This window comes from Gluconacetobacter tumulisoli (genome assembly GCF_014174155.1).
Taxonomy (GTDB): Bacteria; Pseudomonadota; Alphaproteobacteria; order Acetobacterales; family Acetobacteraceae; genus Gluconacetobacter; species Gluconacetobacter tumulisoli.
This window is the reverse complement of record NZ_JABEQM010000008.1, coordinates 110,681-134,722: the sequence shown is the minus strand read 5'-3', so window position 1 is coordinate 134,722 and position 24,042 is coordinate 110,681. Positions and strand designations below refer to the sequence as shown.

The 24,042-nt window shown below is 67.5% G+C and carries 26 protein-coding genes; 18 read left to right on the top strand and 8 right to left on the bottom strand.

From position 1 onward, the window contains the following. The first annotated feature begins 39 nt into the window (after window positions 1–39). From prfB to HLH28_RS11355, 8 genes are all read left to right on the top strand, one after another. A protein-coding gene (prfB, locus tag HLH28_RS11390) for a peptide chain release factor 2 (protein ID WP_182959143.1) occupies window positions 40–1,171 on the top strand; the annotation gives its coding sequence in 2 pieces (ribosomal slippage) (window positions 40–108 and window positions 110–1,171; 1,131 coding nt in all). A gap of 608 nt (window positions 1,172–1,779) precedes the next feature. After that, window positions 1,780–2,439 carry an energy transducer TonB gene (locus tag HLH28_RS11385; RefSeq protein WP_182959140.1) on the top strand — a complete coding sequence of 220 codons (660 nt, stop codon included), beginning with the start codon at window positions 1,780–1,782 and terminating at the stop codon, window positions 2,437–2,439. Window positions 2,440–2,529: 90 nt separating this feature from the next. Further along, window positions 2,530–3,570, top strand: a complete 1,041-nt coding sequence (locus tag HLH28_RS11380; RefSeq protein ID WP_182959137.1) for a MotA/TolQ/ExbB proton channel family protein — start codon at window positions 2,530–2,532, stop codon at window positions 3,568–3,570. Between the two features lie 2 nt (window positions 3,571–3,572). Beyond that, window positions 3,573–3,998 (top strand): ExbD/TolR family protein, encoded by a 426-nt coding sequence (locus HLH28_RS11375; RefSeq protein WP_182940647.1) that lies wholly within the window; start codon window positions 3,573–3,575, stop codon window positions 3,996–3,998. A gap of 143 nt (window positions 3,999–4,141) precedes the next feature. Further along, on the top strand, window positions 4,142–4,576 hold the full coding sequence (locus tag HLH28_RS11370; protein ID WP_182959135.1) for an ExbD/TolR family protein: 435 nt from the start codon (window positions 4,142–4,144) through the stop codon (window positions 4,574–4,576). Window positions 4,577–4,622: 46 nt separating this feature from the next. After that, window positions 4,623–5,822 carry a tetratricopeptide repeat protein gene (locus tag HLH28_RS11365; protein ID WP_182959266.1) on the top strand — a complete coding sequence of 400 codons (1,200 nt, stop codon included), beginning with the start codon at window positions 4,623–4,625 and terminating at the stop codon, window positions 5,820–5,822. 160 nt (window positions 5,823–5,982) lie between these two features. After that, complete coding sequence (locus tag HLH28_RS11360; protein WP_338029719.1) at window positions 5,983–6,762, top strand: response regulator transcription factor; 780 nt, start codon at window positions 5,983–5,985, stop codon at window positions 6,760–6,762. Between the two features lie 5 nt (window positions 6,763–6,767). After that, window positions 6,768–8,168, top strand: a complete 1,401-nt coding sequence (locus HLH28_RS11355; RefSeq protein ID WP_182959132.1) for an ATP-binding protein — start codon at window positions 6,768–6,770, stop codon at window positions 8,166–8,168. Here HLH28_RS11355 and HLH28_RS11350 read toward each other — a convergent pair. Then, window positions 8,126–9,100, bottom strand: coding sequence for a YncE family protein (locus HLH28_RS11350; RefSeq protein ID WP_246396009.1), 975 nt, complete (start codon window positions 9,098–9,100; stop codon window positions 8,126–8,128). The genes HLH28_RS11355 and HLH28_RS11350 overlap by 43 nt on opposite strands. A gap of 383 nt (window positions 9,101–9,483) precedes the next feature. On the opposite strand from HLH28_RS11350, the gene HLH28_RS11345 reads away from it, so the two are divergent. Genes HLH28_RS11345 through rimI form a run of 4 tightly spaced genes read left to right on the top strand, consistent with a single transcriptional unit; the run spans window position 9,484 to window position 11,822 of the window. Continuing rightward, entirely contained in the window at window positions 9,484–10,047 is a 564-nt protein-coding gene (locus HLH28_RS11345; RefSeq protein WP_182959126.1) for a NifU family protein, read from the top strand. Window positions 10,048–10,084: 37 nt separating this feature from the next. After that, entirely contained in the window at window positions 10,085–10,669 is a 585-nt protein-coding gene (locus HLH28_RS11340) for a malonic semialdehyde reductase (protein WP_182959124.1), read from the top strand. A gap of 5 nt (window positions 10,670–10,674) precedes the next feature. Next, window positions 10,675–11,361 carry a tRNA (adenosine(37)-N6)-threonylcarbamoyltransferase complex dimerization subunit type 1 TsaB gene (gene tsaB, locus HLH28_RS11335; protein ID WP_182959121.1) on the top strand — a complete coding sequence of 229 codons (687 nt, stop codon included), beginning with the start codon at window positions 10,675–10,677 and terminating at the stop codon, window positions 11,359–11,361. After that, on the top strand, window positions 11,358–11,822 hold the full coding sequence (gene rimI, locus HLH28_RS11330; protein ID WP_182959118.1) for a ribosomal protein S18-alanine N-acetyltransferase: 465 nt from the start codon (window positions 11,358–11,360) through the stop codon (window positions 11,820–11,822). The genes tsaB and rimI overlap by 4 nt, the downstream gene beginning before the upstream one ends. On the opposite strand, the gene HLH28_RS11325 is transcribed toward rimI, so the two are convergent. Beyond that, a complete protein-coding gene (locus HLH28_RS11325; RefSeq protein ID WP_182959115.1) occupies window positions 11,819–12,097 on the bottom strand; it encodes a sulfurtransferase TusA family protein in 279 nt (92 codons plus the stop codon). The genes rimI and HLH28_RS11325 overlap by 4 nt on opposite strands. A gap of 90 nt (window positions 12,098–12,187) precedes the next feature. Between HLH28_RS11325 and HLH28_RS11320 the strand changes: the two genes are divergently transcribed. From HLH28_RS11320 to HLH28_RS11300, 5 genes are all read left to right on the top strand, one after another. Then, window positions 12,188–12,592: a MucR family transcriptional regulator gene (locus tag HLH28_RS11320; RefSeq protein WP_182959262.1), complete on the top strand. Its 405-nt coding sequence runs from the start codon at window positions 12,188–12,190 to the stop codon at window positions 12,590–12,592. Window positions 12,593–12,683: 91 nt separating this feature from the next. Further along, window positions 12,684–13,181, top strand: coding sequence for a Fur family transcriptional regulator (locus tag HLH28_RS11315; protein ID WP_246396007.1), 498 nt, complete (start codon window positions 12,684–12,686; stop codon window positions 13,179–13,181). Next, a complete protein-coding gene (locus tag HLH28_RS11310; protein ID WP_182959112.1) occupies window positions 13,178–14,023 on the top strand; it encodes a GNAT family N-acyltransferase in 846 nt (281 codons plus the stop codon). Before HLH28_RS11315 ends, HLH28_RS11310 begins: the two co-directional genes overlap by 4 nt. Before the next feature lie 91 nt (window positions 14,024–14,114). Beyond that, entirely contained in the window at window positions 14,115–15,596 is a 1,482-nt protein-coding gene (lnt, locus tag HLH28_RS11305; protein ID WP_182959258.1) for an apolipoprotein N-acyltransferase, read from the top strand. A 384-nt stretch (window positions 15,597–15,980) separates the two neighbouring features. Next, window positions 15,981–16,505: a helix-turn-helix domain-containing protein gene (locus HLH28_RS11300; RefSeq protein ID WP_182959110.1), complete on the top strand. Its 525-nt coding sequence runs from the start codon at window positions 15,981–15,983 to the stop codon at window positions 16,503–16,505. 103 nt (window positions 16,506–16,608) lie between these two features. On the opposite strand, the gene HLH28_RS11295 is transcribed toward HLH28_RS11300, so the two are convergent. The 6 genes from HLH28_RS11295 to HLH28_RS11270 all read right to left on the bottom strand — a co-directional run bounded on the left by HLH28_RS11295 (window position 16,609) and on the right by HLH28_RS11270 (window position 22,202). Next, window positions 16,609–17,271 carry a beta-lactamase hydrolase domain-containing protein gene (locus HLH28_RS11295; protein ID WP_182959107.1) on the bottom strand — a complete coding sequence of 221 codons (663 nt, stop codon included), beginning with the start codon at window positions 17,269–17,271 and terminating at the stop codon, window positions 16,609–16,611. A gap of 107 nt (window positions 17,272–17,378) precedes the next feature. After that, the gene (locus HLH28_RS11290) at window positions 17,379–18,161 is read right to left on the bottom strand and encodes a succinate dehydrogenase iron-sulfur subunit (protein WP_182959104.1); all 783 of its coding nucleotides are present in this window, start codon (window positions 18,159–18,161) and stop codon (window positions 17,379–17,381) included. Window positions 18,162–18,189: 28 nt separating this feature from the next. Beyond that, window positions 18,190–20,001, bottom strand: coding sequence for a succinate dehydrogenase flavoprotein subunit (gene sdhA, locus HLH28_RS11285; RefSeq protein ID WP_182959101.1), 1,812 nt, complete (start codon window positions 19,999–20,001; stop codon window positions 18,190–18,192). 102 nt (window positions 20,002–20,103) lie between these two features. After that, window positions 20,104–20,526: a succinate dehydrogenase, hydrophobic membrane anchor protein gene (gene sdhD / locus HLH28_RS11280; protein ID WP_182959098.1), complete on the bottom strand. Its 423-nt coding sequence runs from the start codon at window positions 20,524–20,526 to the stop codon at window positions 20,104–20,106. 1 nt (window position 20,527) lies between these two features. Continuing rightward, on the bottom strand, window positions 20,528–20,920 hold the full coding sequence (gene sdhC, locus HLH28_RS11275; RefSeq protein ID WP_246396005.1) for a succinate dehydrogenase, cytochrome b556 subunit: 393 nt from the start codon (window positions 20,918–20,920) through the stop codon (window positions 20,528–20,530). A 253-nt stretch (window positions 20,921–21,173) separates the two neighbouring features. Continuing rightward, the gene (locus HLH28_RS11270; protein WP_182959068.1) at window positions 21,174–22,202 is read right to left on the bottom strand and encodes an aspartate-semialdehyde dehydrogenase; all 1,029 of its coding nucleotides are present in this window, start codon (window positions 22,200–22,202) and stop codon (window positions 21,174–21,176) included. 273 nt (window positions 22,203–22,475) lie between these two features. On the opposite strand from HLH28_RS11270, the gene zwf reads away from it, so the two are divergent. Continuing rightward, window positions 22,476–24,020, top strand: a complete 1,545-nt coding sequence (gene zwf, locus HLH28_RS11265) for a glucose-6-phosphate dehydrogenase (protein ID WP_182959065.1) — start codon at window positions 22,476–22,478, stop codon at window positions 24,018–24,020. The last annotated feature ends 22 nt before the right edge of the window (window positions 24,021–24,042 follow it).

Sequence of the window (24,042 nt, the reverse complement as noted above, 5' to 3'; positions counted from 1 at the left end):
GCGTTTTGCCCATTCCTTCCTGACGGGAGATCGATTTCCATGTCCGCCGAGACCGAGGCCCTCAACGAACAGATCAAGCAGTCGGTGGCGCTGCTGAGGAGGCATCTTTGACTGGGATGTCGCTCTTGGCCGCCTCGCGGAACTGAACAACCGGGCCGAAGACCCGGATCTGTGGAATGACCCCGACCTCGCGCAGAAGCTGATGCGCGAACGTACCCTGCTGGCCGGCCAGGTCGAGGGCGTGCAGCGGCTGGAGGCCGACGTGCGCGATGCGCTCGACCTCAGTGAACTGGCCGAGATGGAAGGCGACGAGGGCGTCCAGAAGGACGCGCTGCTGATGCTGCGCGCCCTGGCCGAGGAGGCCAAGCGGCGCGAGACCGAGAGCCTGCTGTCCGGCGAGGCCGACGCCAACGACTGCTATCTGGAAGTCAACGCCGGTGCCGGCGGGACCGAGGCCCAGGACTGGGCCGAGATGCTGCTGCGAATGTACACCCGCTGGGCCGAGCAGCACGGCTACAAGGTCACGCTGATGGAAAGCTCGGAAGGCGAGCAGGCGGGGCTGAAATCCGCGACCATCCAGGTGTCCGGCCCCAATGCCTATGGCTGGCTGAAGACCGAGGCCGGGGTGCATCGCCTGGTCCGCATCTCGCCCTTCGACGCGGCGGCGCGGCGGCAGACCTCGTTCGCGTCGGTCTGGGTCTATCCCGTGGTCGATGATTCGATCGAGATCGAGGTGAATGAATCCGACCTGCGGGTCGATACGTTCCGCGCGTCCGGCGCGGGCGGCCAGCACGTCAACAAGACGGAATCGGCCATCCGCATCACCCACGTGCCCTCGGGCATCGTCGTCGCCTGCCAGACAGACCGCTCGCAGCACCGCAACCGCGCGACGGCGATGACGATGCTGAAGGCCCGGCTGTACGAGCAGGAGCTGCAACGGCGCGAGGCCGCCGCCGCCCAGACCGAGGCCGCCAAGACGGACATCGGCTGGGGCCACCAGATCCGCTCCTACGTGCTGGCGCCCTACCAGCTGGTCAAGGATCTGCGGACGAGCGTGGAGCGCGGCAATCCGTCCGCCGTACTGGATGGCGACCTGGACGATTTCATGGCCGCCGCCCTCGCCGCCCGCGTCGGCGCCACCCGGTCGGAGGCCAGTGCCTCGGCGCAGTGACGCGCCCGGAGGCTGGCCCGAAAGGGGCGGGAACGGCAGGACCGTTCCCGCCCCTTTTTCGTTGCGCGACCGTACGGCCCGGAAGGATCGCGGACGGTCGGCAAAAGACGGAATCGAACCGGACGGTGCCTCGCGCGTTACCCAAGATTGCGTGATTTTCGTGTACCGGACATGTCCGGCAGGATCGGATACCGTGTACGCAACGAAAAGCGGCACGGCGCGAAAAACGGCAGAATCTGGGCACCTCCCTCAAAAATCGCCGGTTTTTAGCCATTTATGACATGTTGTTAATATGAGCATTTTTTGGGCCTCTGATGACAAAATGCTCGTTTCAAATTCGATAAATATCTTGCTTGACATGAGGGGGGGGCGATAGCCCAATTCAAGGGCTTGGCGGCATTTCGGTGCCCGTCGAGCCAGGTCGGAACGCAGGGGATCGCCGATCTCCGATGCGGTTTTCACGTGCTTTTGTCGTGCCGACGGTCCGCGCCGCGGTACGGGTTCCGGGTCATCCGGGACGGAGCCGGAACCCGTTTCAGTGGTCCTGATTTGTTGTGGTTTTGAGTGCCGAAACCGGCGCGGACGATGAGGTTTAAGGAGGTTTCGACATGAACTACGCGGAACAACAACGCAGTCCGATGAAACATATCATCGGGATCACTGTCGTTGTTCTCCTGCACGTGGTTCTGATCTGGGCGTTGATGAACGGGCTCGGGGCAAAGATTGTCCAGGAACTGCATCCGCCCATCCAGACCAAGATTATCACGGAACCCAAGCCGCCGCCGCCACCACCGCCGCCGCCCCCGCCGCCGGTGATGACGCAGCCGCCGCCGCCGTACATCCCGCCGCCGAAGATCCAGATCCAGCCGCCGCCGCAGCAGGTGATCCGGCAGGTGACGCACACGCCGCCGCCGAAGCCGATGCCGCCGGCCGCGCCGACCCCGCCTGCGCCGAACGCGCCAGTGGGCCCGCCGGTTCCCGACCACCTGGCAGGTGCGCGTCCGGTCAACAACATCAAGCTGGATTACCCCGAGGACATGCTCGAGGAAAACCGTGAGGGTCGTGTGACCGTGGTGTGCGACGTCGAGGCGACGGGTGCGACCGACAACTGCTCGGTGACCAGCGTGCAGGGTGGCCAGGCATTTGCTCAGGCGGCTTTGGATTACGTCCGCCGCGCCAGGTATCAGCCTGCGGTCAAGAATGGCGTTCCCATCAAGGAATTCCATCATCCGTATACGATCACCTTCAGGCTCAGCAACGACGACTGAAGTTAACCGAGGTTATCGGAACCGTTCGGATATCCCCGACGGTTCCGGGGTTCCGGTAAACGGGCCATCTACACAGAGGATTTGGAGTACATGACCAGACTGCACCGTGTTCCTGTTGTCGCCGCTTCGGCTCTGGCGGCCGTGCTGAGCCTCTCGTCGCCCGTGATTGCGGTCGCCCAGGATGCACAGTCCGCCGCTCCGGCCGCCGCTCCCGCTCCCGACGCGTCGGCGCCTGCCGCCGCCCCGGCCGCACCCGCGCCCGACGCCGCCGCCCCGGCCGCGCCTGACGCGTCGGCCCCTGCCGCGCCCGCTCCGGATGCGTCCGCTCCGGCCGCGCCCGATGCCGCCGCTCCTGCCCCGGCTACCCCGCCGGTCGAAGACGCCGCCCCCGCCAAGCCCGCCGGCAACCCGTACGGCCTCGATGCCCTGTGGCGCAACGGCGACATCATCGCGCGTGGCGTCCTGCTGATCATGGTCGTGATGTCGCTGGGCACCTGGTACATCATGATCACCAAGTTCTTCGAGCAGGCGCGCATGTTCTCCGCCGCCAAGGAAGCGGCCAAGACGTTCTGGACGAAGTCGTCCATCCAGGAAGGCGCCGCCGCCCTGAAGCCGACCTCGCCGTTCCGCTATATCGCCGACACCGGCATCGTCGCGGCCGAACATCATGAAGGCACGATGCAGGAATCGATCGACCTGCACACCTGGACGTCCATGTCGATCCAGCGCGCGGTCGACACCATCCAGAACCGCATGCAGGGCGGCCTGGCGTTCCTGGGCACCGTCGGTTCCACCTCGCCGTTCGTCGGTCTGTTCGGCACCGTCTGGGGCATCTATCACGCCCTGACCGCCATCGGCATCGCCGGCCAGGCTTCGATCGACAAGGTTGCCGGCCCGGTCGGTGAATCGCTGATCATGACCGCCATCGGTCTGGGCACCGCCGTTCCGGCCGTGCTGGGCTACAATCTGCTGGTCCGCCGCAACAAGGGCGCGATGGACAAGGTCCGCAACTTCGCCGCCGACCTGCAGTCGATCCTGCTGGGTGGCTTCCGTCACGGCGTGACGCCGGACATCGTGGTGCGTCCCGACAGCTCGCCGACCACGACGACGACCTCCAACCGGGTTGCCTGAACATGGCGATGCAAGTCGGAGGCGGCGGCGATGAAGACGAGGTGGTGTCCGCCATCAACACCACTCCGCTTGTCGACGTCATGCTGGTGCTGCTGATCATCTTCCTGATCACCATCCCAGTCGCGACGCATACCGTGAAGGTGAACCTGCCGCGGGACGCGAACCAGCCAACCCAGACCAAGCCCGGGAACGTGGTCCTGGCAGTGACGGAGAACGGACAGGTCTACTGGAACGAAGTGCCGATCAAGGGCCACGCCGATCTTCTGGATCGGCTGGAGAAGGTTGCCGTCCTCAAGCCGCAGCCCCAGATCCAGGTCCGTGGTGACGCCAAGTCGCGTTACGAATCGGTCGGCCGGGTGGTCGCGACCTGCCAGGAGGCCGGGATCTACCACGTCGACTTCATTACAGAGCAGCCCCACTCCGACTGAACGACAGGGTGCCCGGTTCCGGCTTCCGGAACCGGGGATCCCGGGGATCACATCAGGGCGCCAGCACCGGTAAGGCGGTCCGACCATGCGGTCGGGGGACGCCACCAGTCCGCTGACCCGCGTTTTTTAGAGAGTACACCGCCATGGGCATGAATGTCGGCTCCGAAGGCACCACTGAAGACGAAGGCATGGTCGACATCAACACGACGCCGTTGATCGACGTCATGCTGGTGCTGCTGATCATGCTGATCATCACGATTCCGCTGCAGACCCATTCGGTTGCGCTGGATCTGCCGCAGGGCAACCCGCCGCCGTCGACCGAGGTGCCGAAGGTCGTGACGGTCGCCATCGATTTCGATAACAGCATCAGCTGGAATGGCGAGCCGGTGACGGACGAAGGCTCGCTGCAGGCGCATTTCACCGCCGCGGCCGCCGAGCCCGACCAGCCCGAAATGCATATCCATCCGAACCGCCTGGCCGACTACAAGACCGTGGCGCATGTCCTGGCGGACGCCCAGAGGCTTGGCATCACCAAGCTGGGTATCGTAGGTCAGGATCAGTTCATGGAAGGACAATGAGCTGATGTCGTCCCGTTTGTTCCGCGCCGGCCTGTTTGCCGGTGCGATGGTTGCGCTCCCTCTCTCGGTTTCCGCCGTTCGGCCCGCCCTTGCCGCGGACACGCTGTCCGTCAAGGTCGGCAAGCCGCTGCAGCAGGCCCAGTCCGCCCTCGCGGCGCATAATTATGCCAAGGCCATGAGCGCGGTGAACGCCGCCGACGCCGTCGCCGGCAAGAGCGATTACGAAGAATACACCATCAACCAGATGCGTGCCGCCATCGCGGCGCAGTCCGGCGATGTGGCGGCCGCGACCTCGGCTTACGACAAGCTGATCGCATCCAGCCGGACGCCCCGCGACGCCAAGCTGCAGATGATGATGGCCGAGGCCACCATGGCCTACACGGCGAAGGATTATCCGCGCGCCGTGACGGGGATCGAACGCTATCTCAAGGTCGCCGGCAGCAATCCGGCCATGGAAACGCTGCTGATCCAGTCCTACTACCTGCAGCAGGACTTCAAGAACGCCGCCCGGGTCCAGCAGGACCAGATCGACGCCGAGATCAAGGCGGGCAAGGTGCCGGCGGAATCGCAGCTGCAGCTTCTGGCCGCCTGCCAGACGCAGCTGAAGGACCAGTCCGGCCTGAACCATACCTACGTGCAGATGGTCAGCTATTATCCCAAGCCGGAATATTGGGCGCTGATCATCCACGGCCTGATCGTCAATCCGCGAATCCCGCCGGGCCTGCAGCTCGACGTCTATCGCATCCGCCTGTCGGCGGGCGTGCTGACGGCGCCGGCCGATTTCATGGACATGACGGAACTGGCGATGCAGGCCGGCCTGCCGCAGCTGGCCCTGGACCTGATGAATGCCGGATATGCCAGCGGCGCGCTGGGCAAGGATGCCGGCGCGGCGCGCGAGGCACGTCTGAAGGCGCTGGTGGTGAAGACGGTGGCCGACAAGAAGGCCTCCATCGCCGCCGACGAGGCCGCGGCCGCGAAGGCGCCCAGCGGCGGCGACCTGCTGACCGTCGGCTACAATTACGTGACTTTCGGCCAGGCCGACAAGGGACTGGCGCTGATGCAGCAGGGTATCGCCAAGGGCCCGCTGGACGTGAACATCGCGAAGCTGCATCTGGGCCTGGCCCAGATGGCGGCGGGCCGGAACGCCGATGCGATCGCGACCCTGAAGACGGTCGCGGGCGACAACGGCGCGCGGGATATCGCGCAGCTCTGGATCCTCAAGCTTACCCCCGCCGCCAAGCACTGACACGGGGGCTAATTCCCGCCCCGGCGGGGACAGACACGGCGCAAGGGCCGGGTGGGGCGATCCACCCGGCCCTTGTCGCGTCCGGCCGGTCCTTTTCGCGGGCAGCGCTTTTGCGCTATCATCGACACTCCCGCCGGTTTTGCAGAGTATCGACGCCACCGTGACGACGACCCAGATTTCCTCCGATACCGATCTTCCCGCCCGCATCCTGGTCGTCGAGGACGATCCTGGCATGCGCACGCTGCTGGTCCGCGTGCTGCAGGGCGACGGCTACCGCGTGCGCGGGGTCCAGGATGGACGCGAAATGTGGTCGGCGCTGGAGGCCTCGCCGGCCGACCTGATCGTCCTCGACGTCATGCTGCCCGGCACGAACGGCCTGGACCTCTGCCGCATGCTGCGCCGGGGTGGGGCCGGCGCGAACGGCACGCCGGGACCGGAAAGCCAGACGCCGGTCATCATCGTCTCGGCCCGGGGCGAGGAACTGGACCGCGTCCTGGGACTGGAACTGGGGGCCGACGATTACGTCGCCAAGCCGTTCGGCCAGAAGGAATTGCTGGCGCGGGTGCGGGCCGTCCTGCGGCGCGGCGCGGGGGGCACGACGGCCGGCAACCCCGCGGTACCCCGGCGTGAAACCCTGAAATTTGCCGGATGGACCCTGGATCTGCGACGCCGGGAACTGACCGATCCCTCGGGCGCCGCGGTCGAGATCTCGGGGGCCGAGCACGATCTGCTGGCCAGTTTCCTCGACAACCCGCAACGGGTGATCGGGCGCGACCGGCTGCTGGAACTGTCGCGGACCCGACTGGGCGATGTGTCCGATCGCAGCGTGGATGTGCTGGTCAGCCGCCTGCGCCGCAAGCTGGGGGCGGAATCGGATACGCTGATCCGCACCGTCCGGGGCCTGGGCTACATCTTCACGGCGCCGGTGGAACGCCTCTGACCGGCATGGCCGTGCCGGGACGCGGGGGCGGGGTGCAGCCCAGTCCCCCTCGGCGCATTACGCTGTGGCCGCGCGGGCTGGTCGGGCGGGTGATGTTCGTGCTGCTGGCCGCCGTCGCCCTGGTCTTCATCGGCAGTTCGGTCTTCTACGAGGAGGCCGAGACCTACACCGTCGACGACACCCAGTTGGAACAGATCGGCGAACGCCTGGCCATCGACGCGCGCGTGCTGGCGGCGACGCCGGTGTCGCAACGGCCGATCCTGGCCGTGATGCTGTCGACGGGCGATCTGTCGATCGACTGGCGCGCGCCGGAAATCGTCCGGCCGGGCCGCCCCGAACCCTCCGGCCTGCGCGACCTGCACCTGCGCCTGGCGGGCACGCATGAAATCCTGCAGGGCAACGTGATGGACCTGTCGCCGACCGATATCGGCACGGCCGATATTCGTGGCATCCTGCGCCTGCCGGATGGCAGCCGGGTCGGCTTCGTCGCGCCCGACATCCTGCAGCCCCACCACATGACCCGAGGCGTCGCCTCGGCCGCGGTACTGGCGGGGGCGGTGCTGCTGGCCGCGGGCATGCTGGTCCGTACCCTCAGCATGCCGCTGCGGGCGCTGGCGGACGTGGCGGATGGAGTGGGCTCCGGCCAATGGATCCCGGTCGAGGAAAAGGGCCCGCGTGAGGTCCGCTACCTGGCACGGGCGATCAACGCCATGCAGGACCGTATCCGCCGGCTGATCGCCGACCGGACCGAGGCCCTGGCGGCGGTGTCGCACGACCTGCGGACCCCGCTGGCGCGTCTGCGCCTGCGCGCGGGCTTCCTGGAGGATTCGGAACTGCAGAGCGCGATCGAGGGCGACGTGGCGGAGATGGAGGCCATGGTGGGCGGCGTCCTGGCCTATCTGTCCGGCGAAAACGATCCCGAGCAGCCGCGTCCGGTCGATGTGGCGTCGATCCTGGCGACCCTGGCGGACGATGCGGCAGACCAGGGTCGGGACGTGCGCTATGACGGGCCGGACCATGCCTCGGTCCGCGTCCGGCCGCTGGCGATGAAGCGGGTCTTCGGCAATCTGATCGACAATGCGGTCAATTACGGCGGGGCGGCACGGATCGGACTTGCGATGGACGCCGACTGGCTGCGCGTCCGGGTCGAGGACGACGGCCCCGGCCTGCCCGAGGCCGAATTGTCGCGGGTGACGACCCCGTTCTACCGGGTCGAGGGCTCACGTTCGCGCACGACGGGGGGCCTGGGACTGGGGCTGGCCATCGTCAGCCGAGAGGTCGCACGCGAAGGCGGGCAATTCGTCCTGCAGAACCGTCCCGAAGGCGGGCTGCGGGCCGAAATCGCCCTGCCGCGCACGCCGGTTCAGGGCGTCGGCAAGACCGGGCGGTCGGCCATCGACAAATGAAGGGCCGGCTCGTTGGTGTTCAGCCAGATGCCATGCGGTGACCGGCCGGTGCGGATGCTGTCGACAACCTCGCCGCTGGCCGGATCGATGATCGCGACATGCTGCCGCCAGCGCAGCGTGGCCCACATCCTGCCGTCCGGGGCGAAGACGATGTCGTCCGGTCCGCCCGCCACGTGATAGGACTGCACGACGTTCAGGCTGTCCCAATCCAGCCGTTCGATGACGCCCGACGCGCGGCAGGTGACGAACAGGCGCTTGCCGTCCGGTGACACGAACAGATTGTGCGGCCCTGGCGCCATCTCGATCTTGCGCTCGACATGCCCGTCCGCCGGATCGACGACGGCGACGTAATTGGTGCCCATCACGCCCACCAGGATCCGGTCATTATGCCACAGCACGCCGGCGGGGGTGGATCCGACGTCCGAGGTCCACAGGACCTTGCCGGTCGCGGTCTCGATCGCCGTCAGCTTCCCGCTGTCCTGCAGGCTGACATAGACGACCGAGGAATCGGGCGCATAATTCATGTGGCTCGGCATCGCGTCGACATGCAGCCGATGCAGCAGGTGATAGTCCGACGCGTCGTAGATATCGACCTGGTTGCGGGCCAGGCCGGCGATGGTGAAATATTTGCCGTCCGGGCTGAATTGCAGCTGGTACGGATCGGCCATCGGGATCTGTCGTACCCGCTCGCCCGTCACGGCGTCGAGGAAGAACAGCATGTTGCCCGACGTGTCGCCGACCAGCAGGTACTTGCCATCCAGCGTGGGGGCGGTGTGATGCGGTTCGCGCAGTACCGACACCCGGCGCACCTGCTGGTGGCTGTCGATGTCGTACTCGTCGACGGTGGCGTCTGCGGAATTCAGCACGAAGGCCAGGCGTTCGGCGCGGGCGGGGCCCGCGGCCAGCACGGCCACGCCGGCACAGGCCGCCATCAGCCAGCCTGTGCGGCGGGCAGGGCGGGATGGGCGTTGGTGGGGAAGGAAACTCATCGGGGGACGATGCCTCGGAAACGCGGAAACGATGGGCGCTCCGGTCTGGCGCGCATGCACCGGTCGGACGACCGTCCATGCAAGGCCAGAGCGGGGCCGGATATGTCAATGCATTTCAATCCCGTCCGCACCATTTCGCCATGACATTTCTCAAGGCGTTGCCGCGGCGCCCGCGCGGCCCGGCCCCTTCTGCCGGCAGGCCGTCCGCCGACTTGTCCCTCCCATGCAAGGAAGGGGCTTGTTTCGGCTGGCGTCTTGGCACATCTGGACAGTAACCGGACTGCCGTAGTCCGCTTTCCCATGACCAGGTTGGACGAGGCCCCCCGATGTTCATCGAAACCGAAGATACCCCCAATCCCGCCACCCTGAAGTTCCTGCCCGGGCGCGAGATCATGCCCGGTCGCGCCACTGCGGACTTCATCAGCCCCGACTCGGTGGCCGGCCGGTCGAAGCTGGCTGACGCGGTGTTCGATCAGCCGGGCGTGGCCCGCGTCTTCCTGGGCGGCGATTTCGTGGCGGTGACCAAGGACGACGCGGCCGACTGGGCGGCGCTGAAGCCGCAGATCCTGTCCGTCCTGGTCGATTTCTTTGTCTCCGGCCTGCCTGCGGTCGAAGCCGACGCCGCGGTGGATGAGGAAGCGATCGCCCCGGAGGACGAGGAAATCGTTCGCCAGATCAAGGAACTGCTGGACACGCGGGTGCGGCCGGCGGTGGCGGGCGACGGCGGCGACATCGTGTTCCGCGGCTATCGCGACGGGATCGTCCGCCTGACGATGCAGGGCGCATGTTCGGGCTGTCCGTCGTCGCGCGCGACGCTGAAGCATGGCGTGGAAAACATGCTGCGTCATTATGTGCCCGAAGTGGTCTCGGTCGAGCAGGTGGATGCCTGACCGCAGGAGGGCCTGAGGGACAGCAGGGGAAGACAAGATGAGTCTGGACGAGGCGGGGCTGGACCTGCTGTTCCGCACGGCGCGCACGCCCCAGGGCTGGCGCGATGCCCCGGTGTCGGACGACACGCTGCGGCAATTGTACGATCTGGTGCGGCTGGGCCCGACCTCGGGCAATTGCTCGCCCGCCCGGTTCGTGTTCCTGCGGACGCAGGACAATCGCGAACGGCTGCGCGCCACCCTGTCGGACGGCAATGTGGATAAGGTGCTGTCCGCGCCGGTGACGGTGATCGTCGCCCATGACCCGCTGTTCTTCGACCGGTTCGGCGTGCTGAATCCCGAACCCGGCCTGCGCTCATGGTTCGCCGCCGACGTGGGCCTGGCCGAGGAAACCGCCTTTCGCAACGGCACGCTGCAAGGCGGCTACCTGATCCTGGCGGCGCGGGCGCTGGGGCTGGACGTGCTGCCCATCTCCGGCTTCGACGCCTATGCCGTCGAGGATGCGTTCCTGGCCGGGCAGGGCTGGCGGGCCAATTTCCTCGTCAGTCTCGGCTATGCGGACGGACCGCCGGCGTTGCCGCGCGCGCCGCGCCTGAGCTTCGACGAAGCCTGCCTGCTGCTCTAGCCGGGATGCGGATCCTCGTCCTCAACGGTGCTCCGGCAGGTGCCGCCGGGTCGGCGCTGCTGGCCTGCGTTGCCGTGACCGATGGCGATGCGCGGCCGTTGCGGGTGCTCGACCTGCCCGGCCGGGGCGGGGCCGAGGCGATGCCTGCCCGGTGCGCCGCCCTGCTGGCGGACTGCGCATGGCGGCCCGATGCGCTGGATCTGATCGCGGCGGTGGTCGGGCCGGGCTCCTTCACCGGCCTGCGGGCGACGCTGGCGCTGGCGCATGGGCTGGCGCTGGGGACGGGATGCCCGGTCGTGGGCGTAACGACGGGCGATGCCCTCGGGCCCGTCCTGCGGGCCGAGGCCGGGGACGGCCGTGCGGTGCTGTGCGTGTCGGCGGCCCGTCGCGGGCGCGTCTTCATCGAACAGGACGGCCAGGTCCGGGCGGCGGCCGTGGATGATTTGGTCCTGCCGGAGGGGCCCCTGCTGCTGGCCGGGGATGTCGCATCCGACATCCGTGCGGCGCGGGGCGCCGGCCGGGATGATATCGCGCTGTCGTCCTGGACGGCGCCGGATGCCCCGATGATCGCCCAGGCCGCGCTGGCCGCGCGCGCGGGGATCGCGCCCGCGCGCGCGGCATTGCCGCTGTACGTCGATCCGCCCGAGGCCAAACTGCCCGCCGCCGGCCTGCGCCCGGCCCCGCGCGGATGACCCTGCCGCCGGTCGCCCACGCGGGGCCGCAGGCCGGCGCCCTGCTGGCGGTGCTGCACGCGGACGCCTTCCCGGCCGCGGAGCGCTGGGACGCCGAGGCGATGGACGTCCTGCTGGCCATGCCCGGCACCTTCGCGGGCGTGGCACGGACGGGGGCCGGAATCCCCGGGGGCTTCGTCATGGGTCGCGTCGCGGCCGACGAGGCCGAAATCCTGACCCTCGCGGTGCGGGGGACGGCGCGCCGGCAGGGGCTGGGCCGTGCCCTCCTGGCGTGGTTACGGGCCGAGGCCGCGTCCCATGGCGCTCGTCGCCTGTTCCTGGAGGTCTCGGCGCATAATGCGGCCGCCCGCGCCCTGTATCGCGCCGCCGGATTCGCCGAGGCCGGACGCCGCCGGGCCTATTATCCCGACGGGTCGGACGCCTTCGTGCTGGCGGCGCGGCTGGACGACCCGGAAGGCTAGCGCGGGGGCAGCCCGTCGCCCCCTGCCGCCTTGACGACCAGGATCTCATGCATGTCGCCGCCGTCGTCCGGCTGCCGGGTCACGGCATGGCCCAGCTGGCGGGCGCTGCGCGTGACATTGTCCAGCGGGGTCGCCCCGCGCAGCCGCACGCGCAGCACGCCCCCCGGCGGCAGCCGGTCCAGGGCCAGGCGGGTCCGCACGAAGGTCATGGGGCAGACGTCGCCGGTGACATCTATCGCGACGATATCCGCGGTCTCCGGTTCAGTATCGATCATGTCCTGGTGTCTCCAGCCCGGATGCGGTTGCGGGCACGCCGGGTTCAATTATATAGGAACGCGGTTTGTTTTACTGGCGGGATTGTGGTGATGGCCAACGAAACGGGTAATGGCGGTCTGCGGGAACTGACGGCGCAGATTGTCGCGGCCTATGTCTCGGGAAATGTACTGGAGGCATCGGCGGTACCGGGCCTGATCGAGAAAACCTACGCGACGCTGGACGGCATGGGCCGCGTGGCGCCCGAGCCGGAACGGCCCGTGCCGGCGGTGCCGGCGAAAAAGTCGGTGTTTCCCGATTACATCGTTTGCCTGGAAGATGGCAAGAAGCTGAAAATGTTGAAGCGCCACCTGAAAACGGCCTATAACCTGACCCCGGACGAGTATCGGGAACGGTGGGGCCTGCCGCACGACTATCCGATGGTTGCGCCGAATTACGCCAGCCATCGGTCATCCCTGGCGCGGAAAATCGGACTGGGAACGAAGCGCGAGGAATGAGCAAAGGTGGCCCGATGACGGCAAGGCCCTATCGAGGGAAGGCAATAGCTTCGTTGGACCAGACGTCTGATGTTCGACCGGGGCCGCTGACATGGTAGCGGCCGGCGACGCCATGGAATCGCGCATCGGGCGCATGTGCATCGAGCGGGGTCTCAAGATGACGGGCCAGCGGCGCGTGATCGCCCGCGTCCTGTCCGAGGCCGAGGACCACCCCGACGTGGAGGAACTGTACCGCCGCGCGGCCACCCTGGACGCCCGGATCTCGGTCGCGACCGTCTATCGTACCGTGCGCCTGCTGGAGGAAAAGGGAATCCTGGAACGCCGGGATTTCGGCGGCGGACGTGCGCGCTACGAAGCGACCGAGGAAGGCGACCATTACCATCTGATCGACGTCGATACCGGCAAGGTCGTCGAATTCGAGGACGCCGAGCATACCGCCCTGATGCAGCGGATCGCGGAGCGCCTGGGGTTCGACCTTGTGTCCCACCGGCTGGAACTGTTCGCGCGCAGGAAACCGGCCCCGGCCGCCGCCGACGGCAAGGCCGGGCAGAAGACGGCCGCCGAAAGCAGGAATGGACCCCGGCGGTGAGCATCGAGAAACCGATCAAGTCCCTGTCGACCCTGGAACTCGAACGAAACGGCTTTCCCGAACTGCGCGGGGGCAATCTGGGCGTGCGCATCGCCGCCAACGAGGCCGAGCGCGACGCCGCCCAGGCCCTGCGCTATCGCGTATTCTACGAGGAAATGGGCGCCCGCCCCGACGAACGCACCCTGCGGCTGCGCCGCGATGTCGATGCGTTCGACGAGGTCGCCGACCATCTGCTGGTGATCGACCATGCGATTTCGTCGGGGGCGAAGGGCGTGGTGGGCACCTACCGCCTGCTGCAGGGCGACATGGCCCGGAAGGTCGGCCGGTTCTACACGTCGGGCGAGTACGACATCTCGCCCCTGACCGACTTTCCCGGACGCCTGCTGGAGGTCGGACGGTCCTGCGTCGATCCGCGCTATCGCGGGCGCGCGGCGATGCAACTGCTGTGGCGGGGCATTGCCTCCTACATCTTCCTGCACCGGATCGACGTGCTGTTCGGCTGCGCCAGCCTGCAGGGGACCGACCCCGGACCGCTGGGCGACGAACTGACCTATCTGTATCACAATCACCTGGCGCCGCCGGCGCTGCGGCTGCGTGCGCTGCCCGACCGGCGGGTGGAAATGCTGCGGACCGATCCGCTGGGGCTCGACCACCGGCGGTGCCTGGCGCGCCTGCCGCCCCTGATCAAGGGCTATCTGCGGCTGGGTGGCTATGTCGGAGACGGTGCGGTGGTGGACGAACAGTTCAACACCACGGACGTCGCGGTGATCGTCAAGAGCGAACTGCTGGCCGACAAATACTACCGTCACTACGAACGCCGGCTGCGTGACGCTCTCGACTAGAACCGCCGGCGACGGGCTCGTCCGTCCGGCCCTGTCCTGGCGGTCGGCGGCGCGCGTGGCCGATTGCCATGGCTGGCGGGCCGACCTGCTGATGCTGCTGGCGGGCGCCGCGGCGGCGCTGGCCTTTCCGCCGGTCGACCTGCTGCCCGTCCTGGCCCTGTGCTTCCCGCTGCTGATGCGGGCGATCGACCGCGCCGGGTCGTGGCGGGGGGCCGCGCGGCGCGGCTTCATGTTCGGGCTGGGGTTGCACACGGCGGGGCTGTACTGGCTGACCGACGCGATCCTGGTCCGGGTGGATACGTTCTGGTGGCTGGTGCCGCTGGCGGCGCCGGGCTGCGCGCTGATCCTGGCGCCGATGGCCGCCGTCCCGGCCGGCCTGTGCCGCCTGGTGCCCGCCGGTTGGCGGCGCTGGCTGGCGTTCGCGGGGCTGTGGACCCTGTTCGACATGGGGCGGGTCTTCATCTTCAGCGGCTTTCCATGGAATCCGCTGGGCAGCGCGTGGGAAATATCCGGACTGCCTGGCGACGTGATGATCCAGCCCGCCGCCTGGGTGGGGGTGGACGGCCTGACCCTGGGCACGGTCCTGCTGGCGCTGCTGCCGCTGGCGGGACGGCGTGGCGTGGCGATGTCCCTCGGTGGGGTCCTGGCCTGGGCGGCGCTGGGCGGGGCATTGCTGGTGCTGCGTCCCGTTCCGGCGGGCCATAATCCCGTGGTGGTCCTGGTGCAAGGCAACGTGCCGGAAACCCAGAAGATCTCGGGCGACGACGATATCGCGATCTTCCGGCGCTATCTGGCCCTGACGCAGCAGGGCGTGGCCCAGGCGCTGGCCGGGCCGGCGGCGGCGGGGCGGCCGGTCGTGTTCGCCTGGCCCGAAAGCGCCTTTCCCGGCCTGCTGCAGGAAGACGATGTGGCGCGGGGGATGATCGCGCGCGCCGGCGCTGGCGCCGCCGCCGGGGTAATCGGCAGCATCCGCCGCGACGAAAACGACCGCTGGCGCAACAGCGTGATGGCGGTGGCCGAACCCGACGGCCGGCTGGCCGACATCTATGACAAGGCGCATCTGGTGCCGTTCGGCGAGTACCAGCCCGCCTTCCTGCCTTTCCACGTGGTGCCGGGCGATGGCATGGCGGCCGGGTCCGGGCTGCGCACCTGGCACCTGCCCGGCGTGGCGCCTGTCGGGCCTCTGATCTGCTACGAGGTCATTTTTTCCGGCCAGGTCGTCGACCGGCGGGATCGGCCGGACTGGCTGGTGAACGTCACCAATGACGGCTGGTACGGCAATACCGCCGGCCCCCGGCAGCATCTGGCCGCCGTCCGCATCCGCGCGGTCGAGGAAGGCATGCCGATCGCGCGTGCCGCCAATACCGGCATTTCGGCCGCCTTCGATGCGCATGGTCACGAAATCGTGCGTTTGGGATGGAACCGGCAGGGGGTTCTCGTCGTTTCTCTGACAGGCACGCTGCCCGTGACGATCTTCGGCCTGTTCGGCCGATGGGTTCCGCTCGCGCTGGCAGTGTGCACGATCCTGCTGGCGGCGCCGTGGCGCGCGGGCGGGTCGCGTCGGCATGCGTAGCGCATCATCCGGGTCGCACGGGAACAGACCCTCGTCCTGATACCGTTCCAGGCCTGCCGATCAGGCGGATCTCCTGCGGCCCTTCGCCATCAGGGCAGGAAACGCGCGACAGCCGGTGATCCCGGCAGATTCCCCCCTTCCGAACCGGGATCATTTTTCCGCCATGTCGCATGGCCTCTGCCCGGTCCCACGGACAGGGCAGTCCCCCGTGCAGGATTCCGCCTTATTTTCATGATACAGTGCTGTAGATAGGAGCGGCTCGCAATCGCAACGTGCAGCCGCCTATGCCGCAGCTTATTGTTTCATCATGTTTTTTTGTCCGATTAGTCAGCTTCGATTCAAGGAAAGGATTTCCAAAATGTTAATTAAAGGGGTCACCATGCAATGGTAAATCAATCGTTAACTCTCCATTATAGCGGCCACGACACGTTTGAAGGGCGGGCGGAACTTTTGACCGAGAAGAGTAGTGCGGGTCCGAGTCCCGTGGACGTCCATGTGGGCAGTCGTATTCGTCTCCGCCGGACCCTGATGGGCCTGTCGCAGGAGCGGTTGGGCGACGCCCTGGGGCTGACGTTCCAGCAGGTCCAGAAATACGAACGGGGAACCAACCGGGTCAGCGCGTCCCGCCTGTTCGAGCTGTCGGGCGTGCTGGACGTGCCGGTCAGCTTCTTTTTCGACGGACTGGACAGCCCGGCCGGCGCGCGGACGATCGGCATGCCGATGCCCGGCTTCGCCCAGGCGCAAGAAGCTTTCGGGGGGGCCGCCACCTCGGGCCTGCCGGCCAGCGAAATGGCGCTGTTTTCTCGGCGCGAGACGATCGAACTGGTTCGGACCTATTACCGGATCGATGATCAGGCCGTACGCCGCCGCGTGCTCGACCTGATCCGTACCATGGCCCCGCAGGCCTGATACCAGCCTCTCTCCAAAGGCCAGCGCCTTTGGGCGCCAATGCCCTACGGACCGGAATCGGGGGGCCGAGGTCCCCCTGCGGTTTCGGGCAGGGCCCGATCCTTCATTCCCGGCGCAGCACCCGATCGGTGATGAACGAGGCGAGGCGGCCGGCCACGAAATCCCGGCGCAGGCGGGCTTCGTCATATTCGGTCCGGACCCATTCCATGAAGGGCAGGCGCCCCTCGGCCTCCGCACGATAGCGCAGGAAGAAAGCGTCCAGGATGCCGGTGCGCGACCGGTTGAAATGGCCGAACCGCCAGGACAACTGCCGCAACGCCTGGTCCGCCGTCCCGCCTTCGAACAGGATGACCAGGCCCGAGGCCAGGCCCGCGCGGTCGGCGCCGGACTTGCAATGCATCAGCATCGGAAAATCCAGCGTGCGGTACATCGCCTCGAACCGCAGGATGCGGTCGCGATGGGGCGCGCCCCGGCTTTCGAACGCCATGTCCAGATGGGTCAGGCCGATTCGTGCCGCCGCCTCGCGCGACAGCGCGTCCGACCCGCATTTCCGGTGCCCGCGCAGGTTGACCAGGGTCCGCAGGCCATAGCGCCGCGTCGCCGCCGCCAGCCGGGCGGGCGTGGGGTGATTGCAGCGATAGACCCGGCCCGGGACCACGGCGGTGAAATTGGTCCAGGGCAGGCGGAAGATCGCGTGATCGACGAACAGGCTGTCGATCCAGGCGCGCCGCCGGTCGGCGGCAGAGGCTGCGGTTCCGTCGAACACCGGCGACTGGTTCCTCGGGCACGGGGTGGAAACACGAAAAAGGGCGCCGGATGTGTCCCATCCGGCGCCCCGTTCGTCAATCCGTCCCGCAGGCCGGGCGATGCCCGTCAGATCTTGCGTTCCAGCTGCAGTTCCTTGATCCGGGCGATCGCCTTCGCCGGGTTCAGCCCCTTGGGGCAGGTCTGCGTGCAGTTCATGATCGTGCGGCAGGCATACAGCTTCAGCGGATCCTCCAACGCGTCCAGGCGCTCGCCCGCATGCTCGTCACGGCTGTCGGCGATCCAGCGATACGCGGCCAGCAGGGTGGCCGGGCCCAGATAGCGGTCGCCGTTCCACCAGTAGGACGGGCAGGACGTCGTGCAGCAGAAGCACAGGATGCATTCCCACATGCCGTCCAGCTTCGACCGTTCCTCGATGCTCTGCCGGCGTTCGGAATCCGGCGGCGGGGCCGTGTCGGATTTCAGCCACGGCTCGATCGAGCGCAGCTGGGCATAGGCGCCGTTCAGGTCGGGCACCAGATCCTTCACCACCGGCATGTGCGGCAGCGGATAGATCGACACCGCCGCCTTCACGTCCTTGATGGGCTTCAGGCAGGCCAGCGTATTCTCGCCGTCGATGTTCATCGCGCACGACCCGCAGATGCCCTCGCGGCACGACCGCCGGAAGGTCAGGGTCGGATCGACATCGTTCTTGATGTGGATCAGCGCGTCCAGCACCATCGGGCCGATCTTGTCCAGATCGATCTCGTAGGTGTCGACGACCGGGTTGGCGCCGTCGTCCGGGTTCCAGCGATAGATTCCGAACGGTTTGACGTTCTTGGCATCCGGGGCGGCCGGAAAGATCCGGCCCTTCCCGATCTTGCTGTTCTTTGGCAGGCTGAATTCGACCATCGTCTCGTCCCTTTTCCGCCGTTTCGTTTCAGTAGACGCGCTTCTTGGGGGGGAAGACCTGGACCTCGTCCGTCAGCGTCTTCATGTGCACGGGGCGATAGGTCAGTTCCACGCCGCCCTTGTCGTCCAGATGGGCGACCGTGTGCTTCATCCATTCCTTGTCGTCGCGATCGGGATAATCGTCGTGCGCCTGCGCGCCACGGCTTTCATGCCGGGCGTCGGCGCCCGCCATGGTGACGGTGGCGTTGGCCAGCAGGTTCTCGAACTCCAGCGCCTCCATCAGGTCGCTGTTCCAGATCAGCGACCGGTCGGCGATCGACAGGTCGGGCACGCCGGTCCAGATGTCCTTGATCTTCTCGACACCTTCCGCAAGGCTCTTGGTATTGCGGAAGACGGCCGCATGCTTCTGCATCGTGCGCTGCAGGGTCTCGCGCATCGCGGCGACATGGGTGCCGCCCTTGGCGTGGCGCAGCTTGTCCAGGCGGTCCAGCGCGGCCTCGCCGGCCTTGGGCGGCAACGGGGCGATCGTCTCGGCCGGCTTGATGATCTCGGCGGCGCGCTTGGCGGCGGCGCGGCCGAACACCACGAGGTCGAGCAGCGAATTGGTGCCCAGGCGGTTGGCGCCGTGGACCGACACGCACGCGGCCTCGCCGACCGCCATCAGGCCGGGCACCACCGCGTCGACATCGTCCTTCGTCGGGCGGATGACCTCGCCATGGTAGTTCGTGGGAATGCCGCCCATGTTGTAATGCACGGTCGGCAGCACGGGCACCGGCTCCTTGGTCACGTCCACGCCGGCGAAGATGCGCGCGGTCTCGGAAATGCCCGGCAGGCGCTCATGCAGCAGCTCGGCGCCCAGATGCTCCAGATGCATCATGATGTAGTCCTTGTGCGGACCACAGCCCCGGCCTTCGTTGATCTCGATGGTCATGGACCGCGACACCACGTCGCGCGACGCCAGGTCCTTGGCGGTCGGCGCGTAGCGTTCCATGAACCGCTCGCCCTCGGAATTGGTCAGGTACCCGCCCTCGCCACGGCAGCCCTCGGTCAGCAGGCAGCCGGCCGGATAGATGCCCGTGGGGTGGAACTGCACGAATTCCATATCCTGGGTGGGCACGCCCGCGCGCATCGCCATGCCGCCGCCGTCGCCGGTGCAGGTATGGGCCGAGGTGCAGGACTGGTAGGCGCGGCCATATCCGCCGGTCGCCAGCACCACCGTCTGGGCGCGGAACCGGTGCATGGTGCCGTCTTCCAGGCACCACGCCATCACGCCGCGGCAGGCACCCTCGTCGTCCATGATAAGGTCGATGGCGAAATATTCGACGAAGAATTCGACGTTATGCTTCAGGCACTGCTGGTACAGCGTATGCAGGATGGCATGGCCGGTGCGGTCGGCGGCGGCGCAGGCACGGGGCACCGGGGCCTCGCCGAAATTGCGCATGTGGCCGCCGAAGGGGCGCTGGTAGATCTTGCCGTCCTCGGTGCGGGAAAAGGGAACGCCGAGATGTTCCAGTTCCTGCACGGCGGGGACCGCCTCGCGGCACATGTACTCGATGGCATCCTGGTCGCCCAGCCAGTCCGACCCCTTGACGGTGTCGTACATGTGCCAGCGCCAATTGTCCTCGGCCATGTTGCCCAGCGATGCGCCGATGCCGCCCTGCGCGGCGACGGTGTGGCTGCGCGTTGGAAAAACCTTGGTGACGCATGCGGTTTTCAGGCCGGCGGCGCCCATGCCCAGCGTGGCGCGCAGGCCTGACCCGCCGGCGCCGACGACGACCACGTCATAGGCGTGGTCGACGATCTTGTAGGCATTCGAAGAAGGGAGGGTGATCGCGTTCATGTCTTGGACGTGTCCCGATGCTCGTCCGGTCCGATGGGCGGCCTGTATTGCCGCCGGGCCGGAACTGTCTCTGTCACTCGCCTGGCGGCCGGGTGGCCCGGATCAGGCCCCGGCCTTGCGTGAAGGGGCAAGCGCCAGCTTCAGGACGGCGATCACGGCAAACAGCCCGATCAGGAACGTCACGCCCTTCATCAGCAGGCTGGCCGGCAGATGCGGCTTGCCATGCACATAGTCGTCGATGATGACCTGCAGGCCCAGCTGCATGTGGTAGAAGGTCAGCACCATCAGGGCCAGCAGCATCGAGGAATTGGCAGGCTTCCCGCCCCATTCCACGACGTCGTCGTGGTTGCTTCCGGCCAGGCGCATGACCTGCAGCACGAACCAGCCGGACAGCGGCACCAGGGCGACGGCGGACATCCGCTCCATCCACCAATGGTTCACCCCGGTCTTGGCCGAGCCCAGCCCCCGCGCGCGGGACAGTTGCGAGCGCATGACATCGATGCGCGGCGTAAGGGTCGCGTTCATGTCAGGATGCCTTCTTTCTGGAACGGCACACGGCCAGGCCGAGGACCGTCGCGACCAGCACGACCGTGGTGCCCACCGCCACGCCCACGGCGACGGGGCCGTCTTCGTTGATGTCCTTCTTCTCGAACCGGTAGCCCGCATCCCACGCCAGATGGCGCAGGCCGGCGACGAAATGATAGACCAGCGCCAGCGCCCAGCCCGCCAGGGCCAGAATGCCCAGCGGATGCCGGGTTACTTTCTGAACCTTCCTGAAGGAATCTGGACCTTTCGCCGCCGCGTTCAGCCAGCAGACAGCGAGCGCCGAGCCCGCCGCCGCGGCGACGCCGGCCGCCCGGTTCGCGATCGAAAGAAACATGGAGAGTCGGAAGCGATAGACCTGGAGATGCGGGGACATGGGTCGCCGGGTCAGTGTTCCGTCGCTTCGGTGCCCTATATAGAGCGCATCACGGACATCCTGCATGGTCGTCTCGTCGATTTCCCTGATTATGGCTCCGGTTTGTTCCGTCGCCTTGTGTCTGTTCGGTCCTACGCCCGGGAAAGGGCGCGGTCAACGCAGGGGGGAACACGAGGTCGCGAGACATGCAAAAGCGGCGCGGGTGGCCGCAACCGGAACGGTTTTGCACCGTTCCGGTTTCCTGGTCCGGGGATCAGGCCGCCTTGCGCCCGATCAGGTCGAGCGCGATCATCGCCTCGGCGATCTGCACCGCGTTCAGGGCCGCGCCCTTGCGCAGGTTGTCGGCCACGCACCAGAACGCCAGGCCGTTCGGAACGGTGGGGTCAACCCGCAGGCGCGACACGTAAGTGGCGTCCTCACCAACACAATCTATCTGCGTGACGTATCCGCCGTCCTCGCGCTGGTCGTGCAGGACGACGCCTGGCGCCTCGCGCAGCACGTCGCGCGCGCGCTCCAGGTCCACCGGCTCCTCGAACTCCACGGTCACCGCCTCGGCATGGCCGATGAAGACGGGAACGCGCACGCAGGTAGCGAAAACCGAGATGTCAGGGTCGAGGATTTTGCGGGTCTCGACCGCCATCTTCCATTCCTCCTTGGTCGCGCCGTCATCCATGAAACGGTCGATATGGGGAATGCAGTTGAAGGCGATCTGCTTGGTGAACTGCTCCGCCTTCAGCGGGTCGCCGACGAAGCTGGCGCGCGACTGGGCGAACAGTTCGTCCATGCCTTCCTTGCCCGCGCCGGCGACGGCCTGGTATGTGGACACGACGACGCGGCGGATGGAAAACAGGTCGTGCAGCGGCTTCAGCGCCACCACCATCTGGATGGTGGAGCAGTTGGGGTTGGCGATGATGCCGCGCCGGGCCTTCTTCAGCGCGTCCGGATTGACCTCGGGCACCACCAGCGGCACGTCGGGCTCCATGCGGAAATGCGACGTGTTGTCGATGACGATGCACCCCGCCTTGGCCGCGCGCGGCGCATGCACCGCCGACACCGATGCCCCGGGCGAAAACAGGGCGATGTCCCAGCCGGTGAAGTCGAAATGTTCCAGGTTCTGCACCTTCAGAACCTTTTTGTCGCCGAACGAGACTTCCTGCCCCACCGACCGGGCGGAGGCCAGGGCCGCGATCTCGTCCACCGGAAACGCGCGTTCGGCCAGCGTCTTCAGCATTTCGCGCCCGACGGCCCCCGTGGCGCCTACGACCGCAACGCGGTACCCCATCGATCCATTCCCCGATCTGCGCGCCCGGCCAGCCCGGACGCCTCATATCCCATGAAAGAGAGACGCAGAGAGGTAGTGCCTGCCCGGGTCCTATGCAAGCTGGACCGGCGGGACGGCGCGGTTTTTGCCGCTCTGCCGCCCCGCCCGCGATGCCGGGAATATGCCTTGCCGCGCCGGGGCGGCGGGTGTCACATGCCCGGACGTGATCTGGCGCAATGTCCCCGCCCGCCCGATGTCGCAGGGTCGGCCAGGGTGTTCAGGAGAATCTCCGCCATGTCCTTTTCTCGCGACATATCCTCGCCGGCGCGCAGCCGGCATGCCATCCCGCCTTCGGGCAGCCATCCGGCCCCGGCCTGCACGCTGGTGATCTTCGGGGCGCACGGCGACCTGACCAAGCGGCTGCTGATCCCGGCCCTGTACAACCTGGCGGGCAGCGGCCTGCTGGACGCGCAGTTCCGCATCCTGGGCGTCGATCGCACGCCGGGCGACACGACCGGCTGGCGTGACGGGCTGGCCGCGACGATGCAGGAATTCACGCGCGACCGGAACGCCGAATTCTATACGCCGCAGATCGACCCCGGGGCCTGGTCATGGCTTGCCGAGCGGCTGGAGTATGTCCAGGCCGATTTCAGCGACCTGGAGCAGGTCCGCGCCCTGGGCGCGCGCCTGCCGGGCAGCGCGGTCTTCTACCTGGCGGTGCCCTCGCGCTTCTTCGGCCCGGTGGTTTCCATGCTGGGCCAGGCCGGCCTGACGGCCGAACAGGGCGAGACATTTCGCCGCGTGGTGATCGAGAAGCCCTTCGGTTCCGACCTGGAGACCGCGCGGGCGCTGAACCGGCAGGTCCTGTCGGTGCTGGACGAACGCCAGATCTACCGGATCGACCATTTCCTGGGCAAGGAAACGGTCCAGAACATCCTGGCCATGCGCTTCGGCAATCTGATCTTCGAACCGCTGTGGCGCAACGAGTACGTCGATCACGTCCAGATCACCGCCGCCGAGACCATCGGGGTGGAGCAGCGCGGCGCGTTCTACGAACCCACCGGCGCGTTGCGCGACATGGTGCCGAACCATCTGTTCCAGCTGTTCGCCATGGTGGCGATGGAACCGCCGGCCTCGTTTTCCGCCGACACCGTCCGTACCGCCAAGGAACAATTGTTCGAATCCGTCCGGCCCGTCGATCCGGGCGACGCCGTGCGCGGCCAGTATGGCGCCGGCACCGTCGAAGACCGGCCGGTCACGGCCTATCGCGACAGTCCCGGCGTGGCGAAGGACAGCGTGACGGAAACCTATGTCGCGCTGAAACTGCATGTCGACAACTGGCGCTGGTCGGGCGTGCCCTTCTATCTGCGCACCGGCAAGTCGCTGGGCGGCCGCCGGACCGAGGTCGTGGTGCAGTTCAGGAAACCGCCGGTCGCGATCTTCCGGGGCACCGAAACCGCCGCCCTGCCGCCGAACCGGATGATCGTGAACATCCAGCCCGCCCAGGGCCTGACGATCGAGATGGCGGCCAAGCGCCCGGGCCCGGCGATGGACCTGGCGGACGTGCAGGTCCGCTTCCGGTACGAGGACGCGTTCGATCTGCAACCCAACGTCGGGTACGAAACGCTGCTGTACGACTGCCTGACGGGGGATGCGACGCTGTTCCAGCGCGCGGACAATATCGACGCCGCCTGGGCGGCGGTGGATCCGGTCCTGCAGGCCTGGGCCCGGTCGACGCAGGATCTGGAATTCTATCCCGCCGGTGCGACCGGGCCCGCCGGGGCCGACGCGCTGCTGGCGCGGGACGGGCGGGCCTGGTACCCGCTGGACGGGATCTGAGCGGGGGCGGCCGACCGGGGGA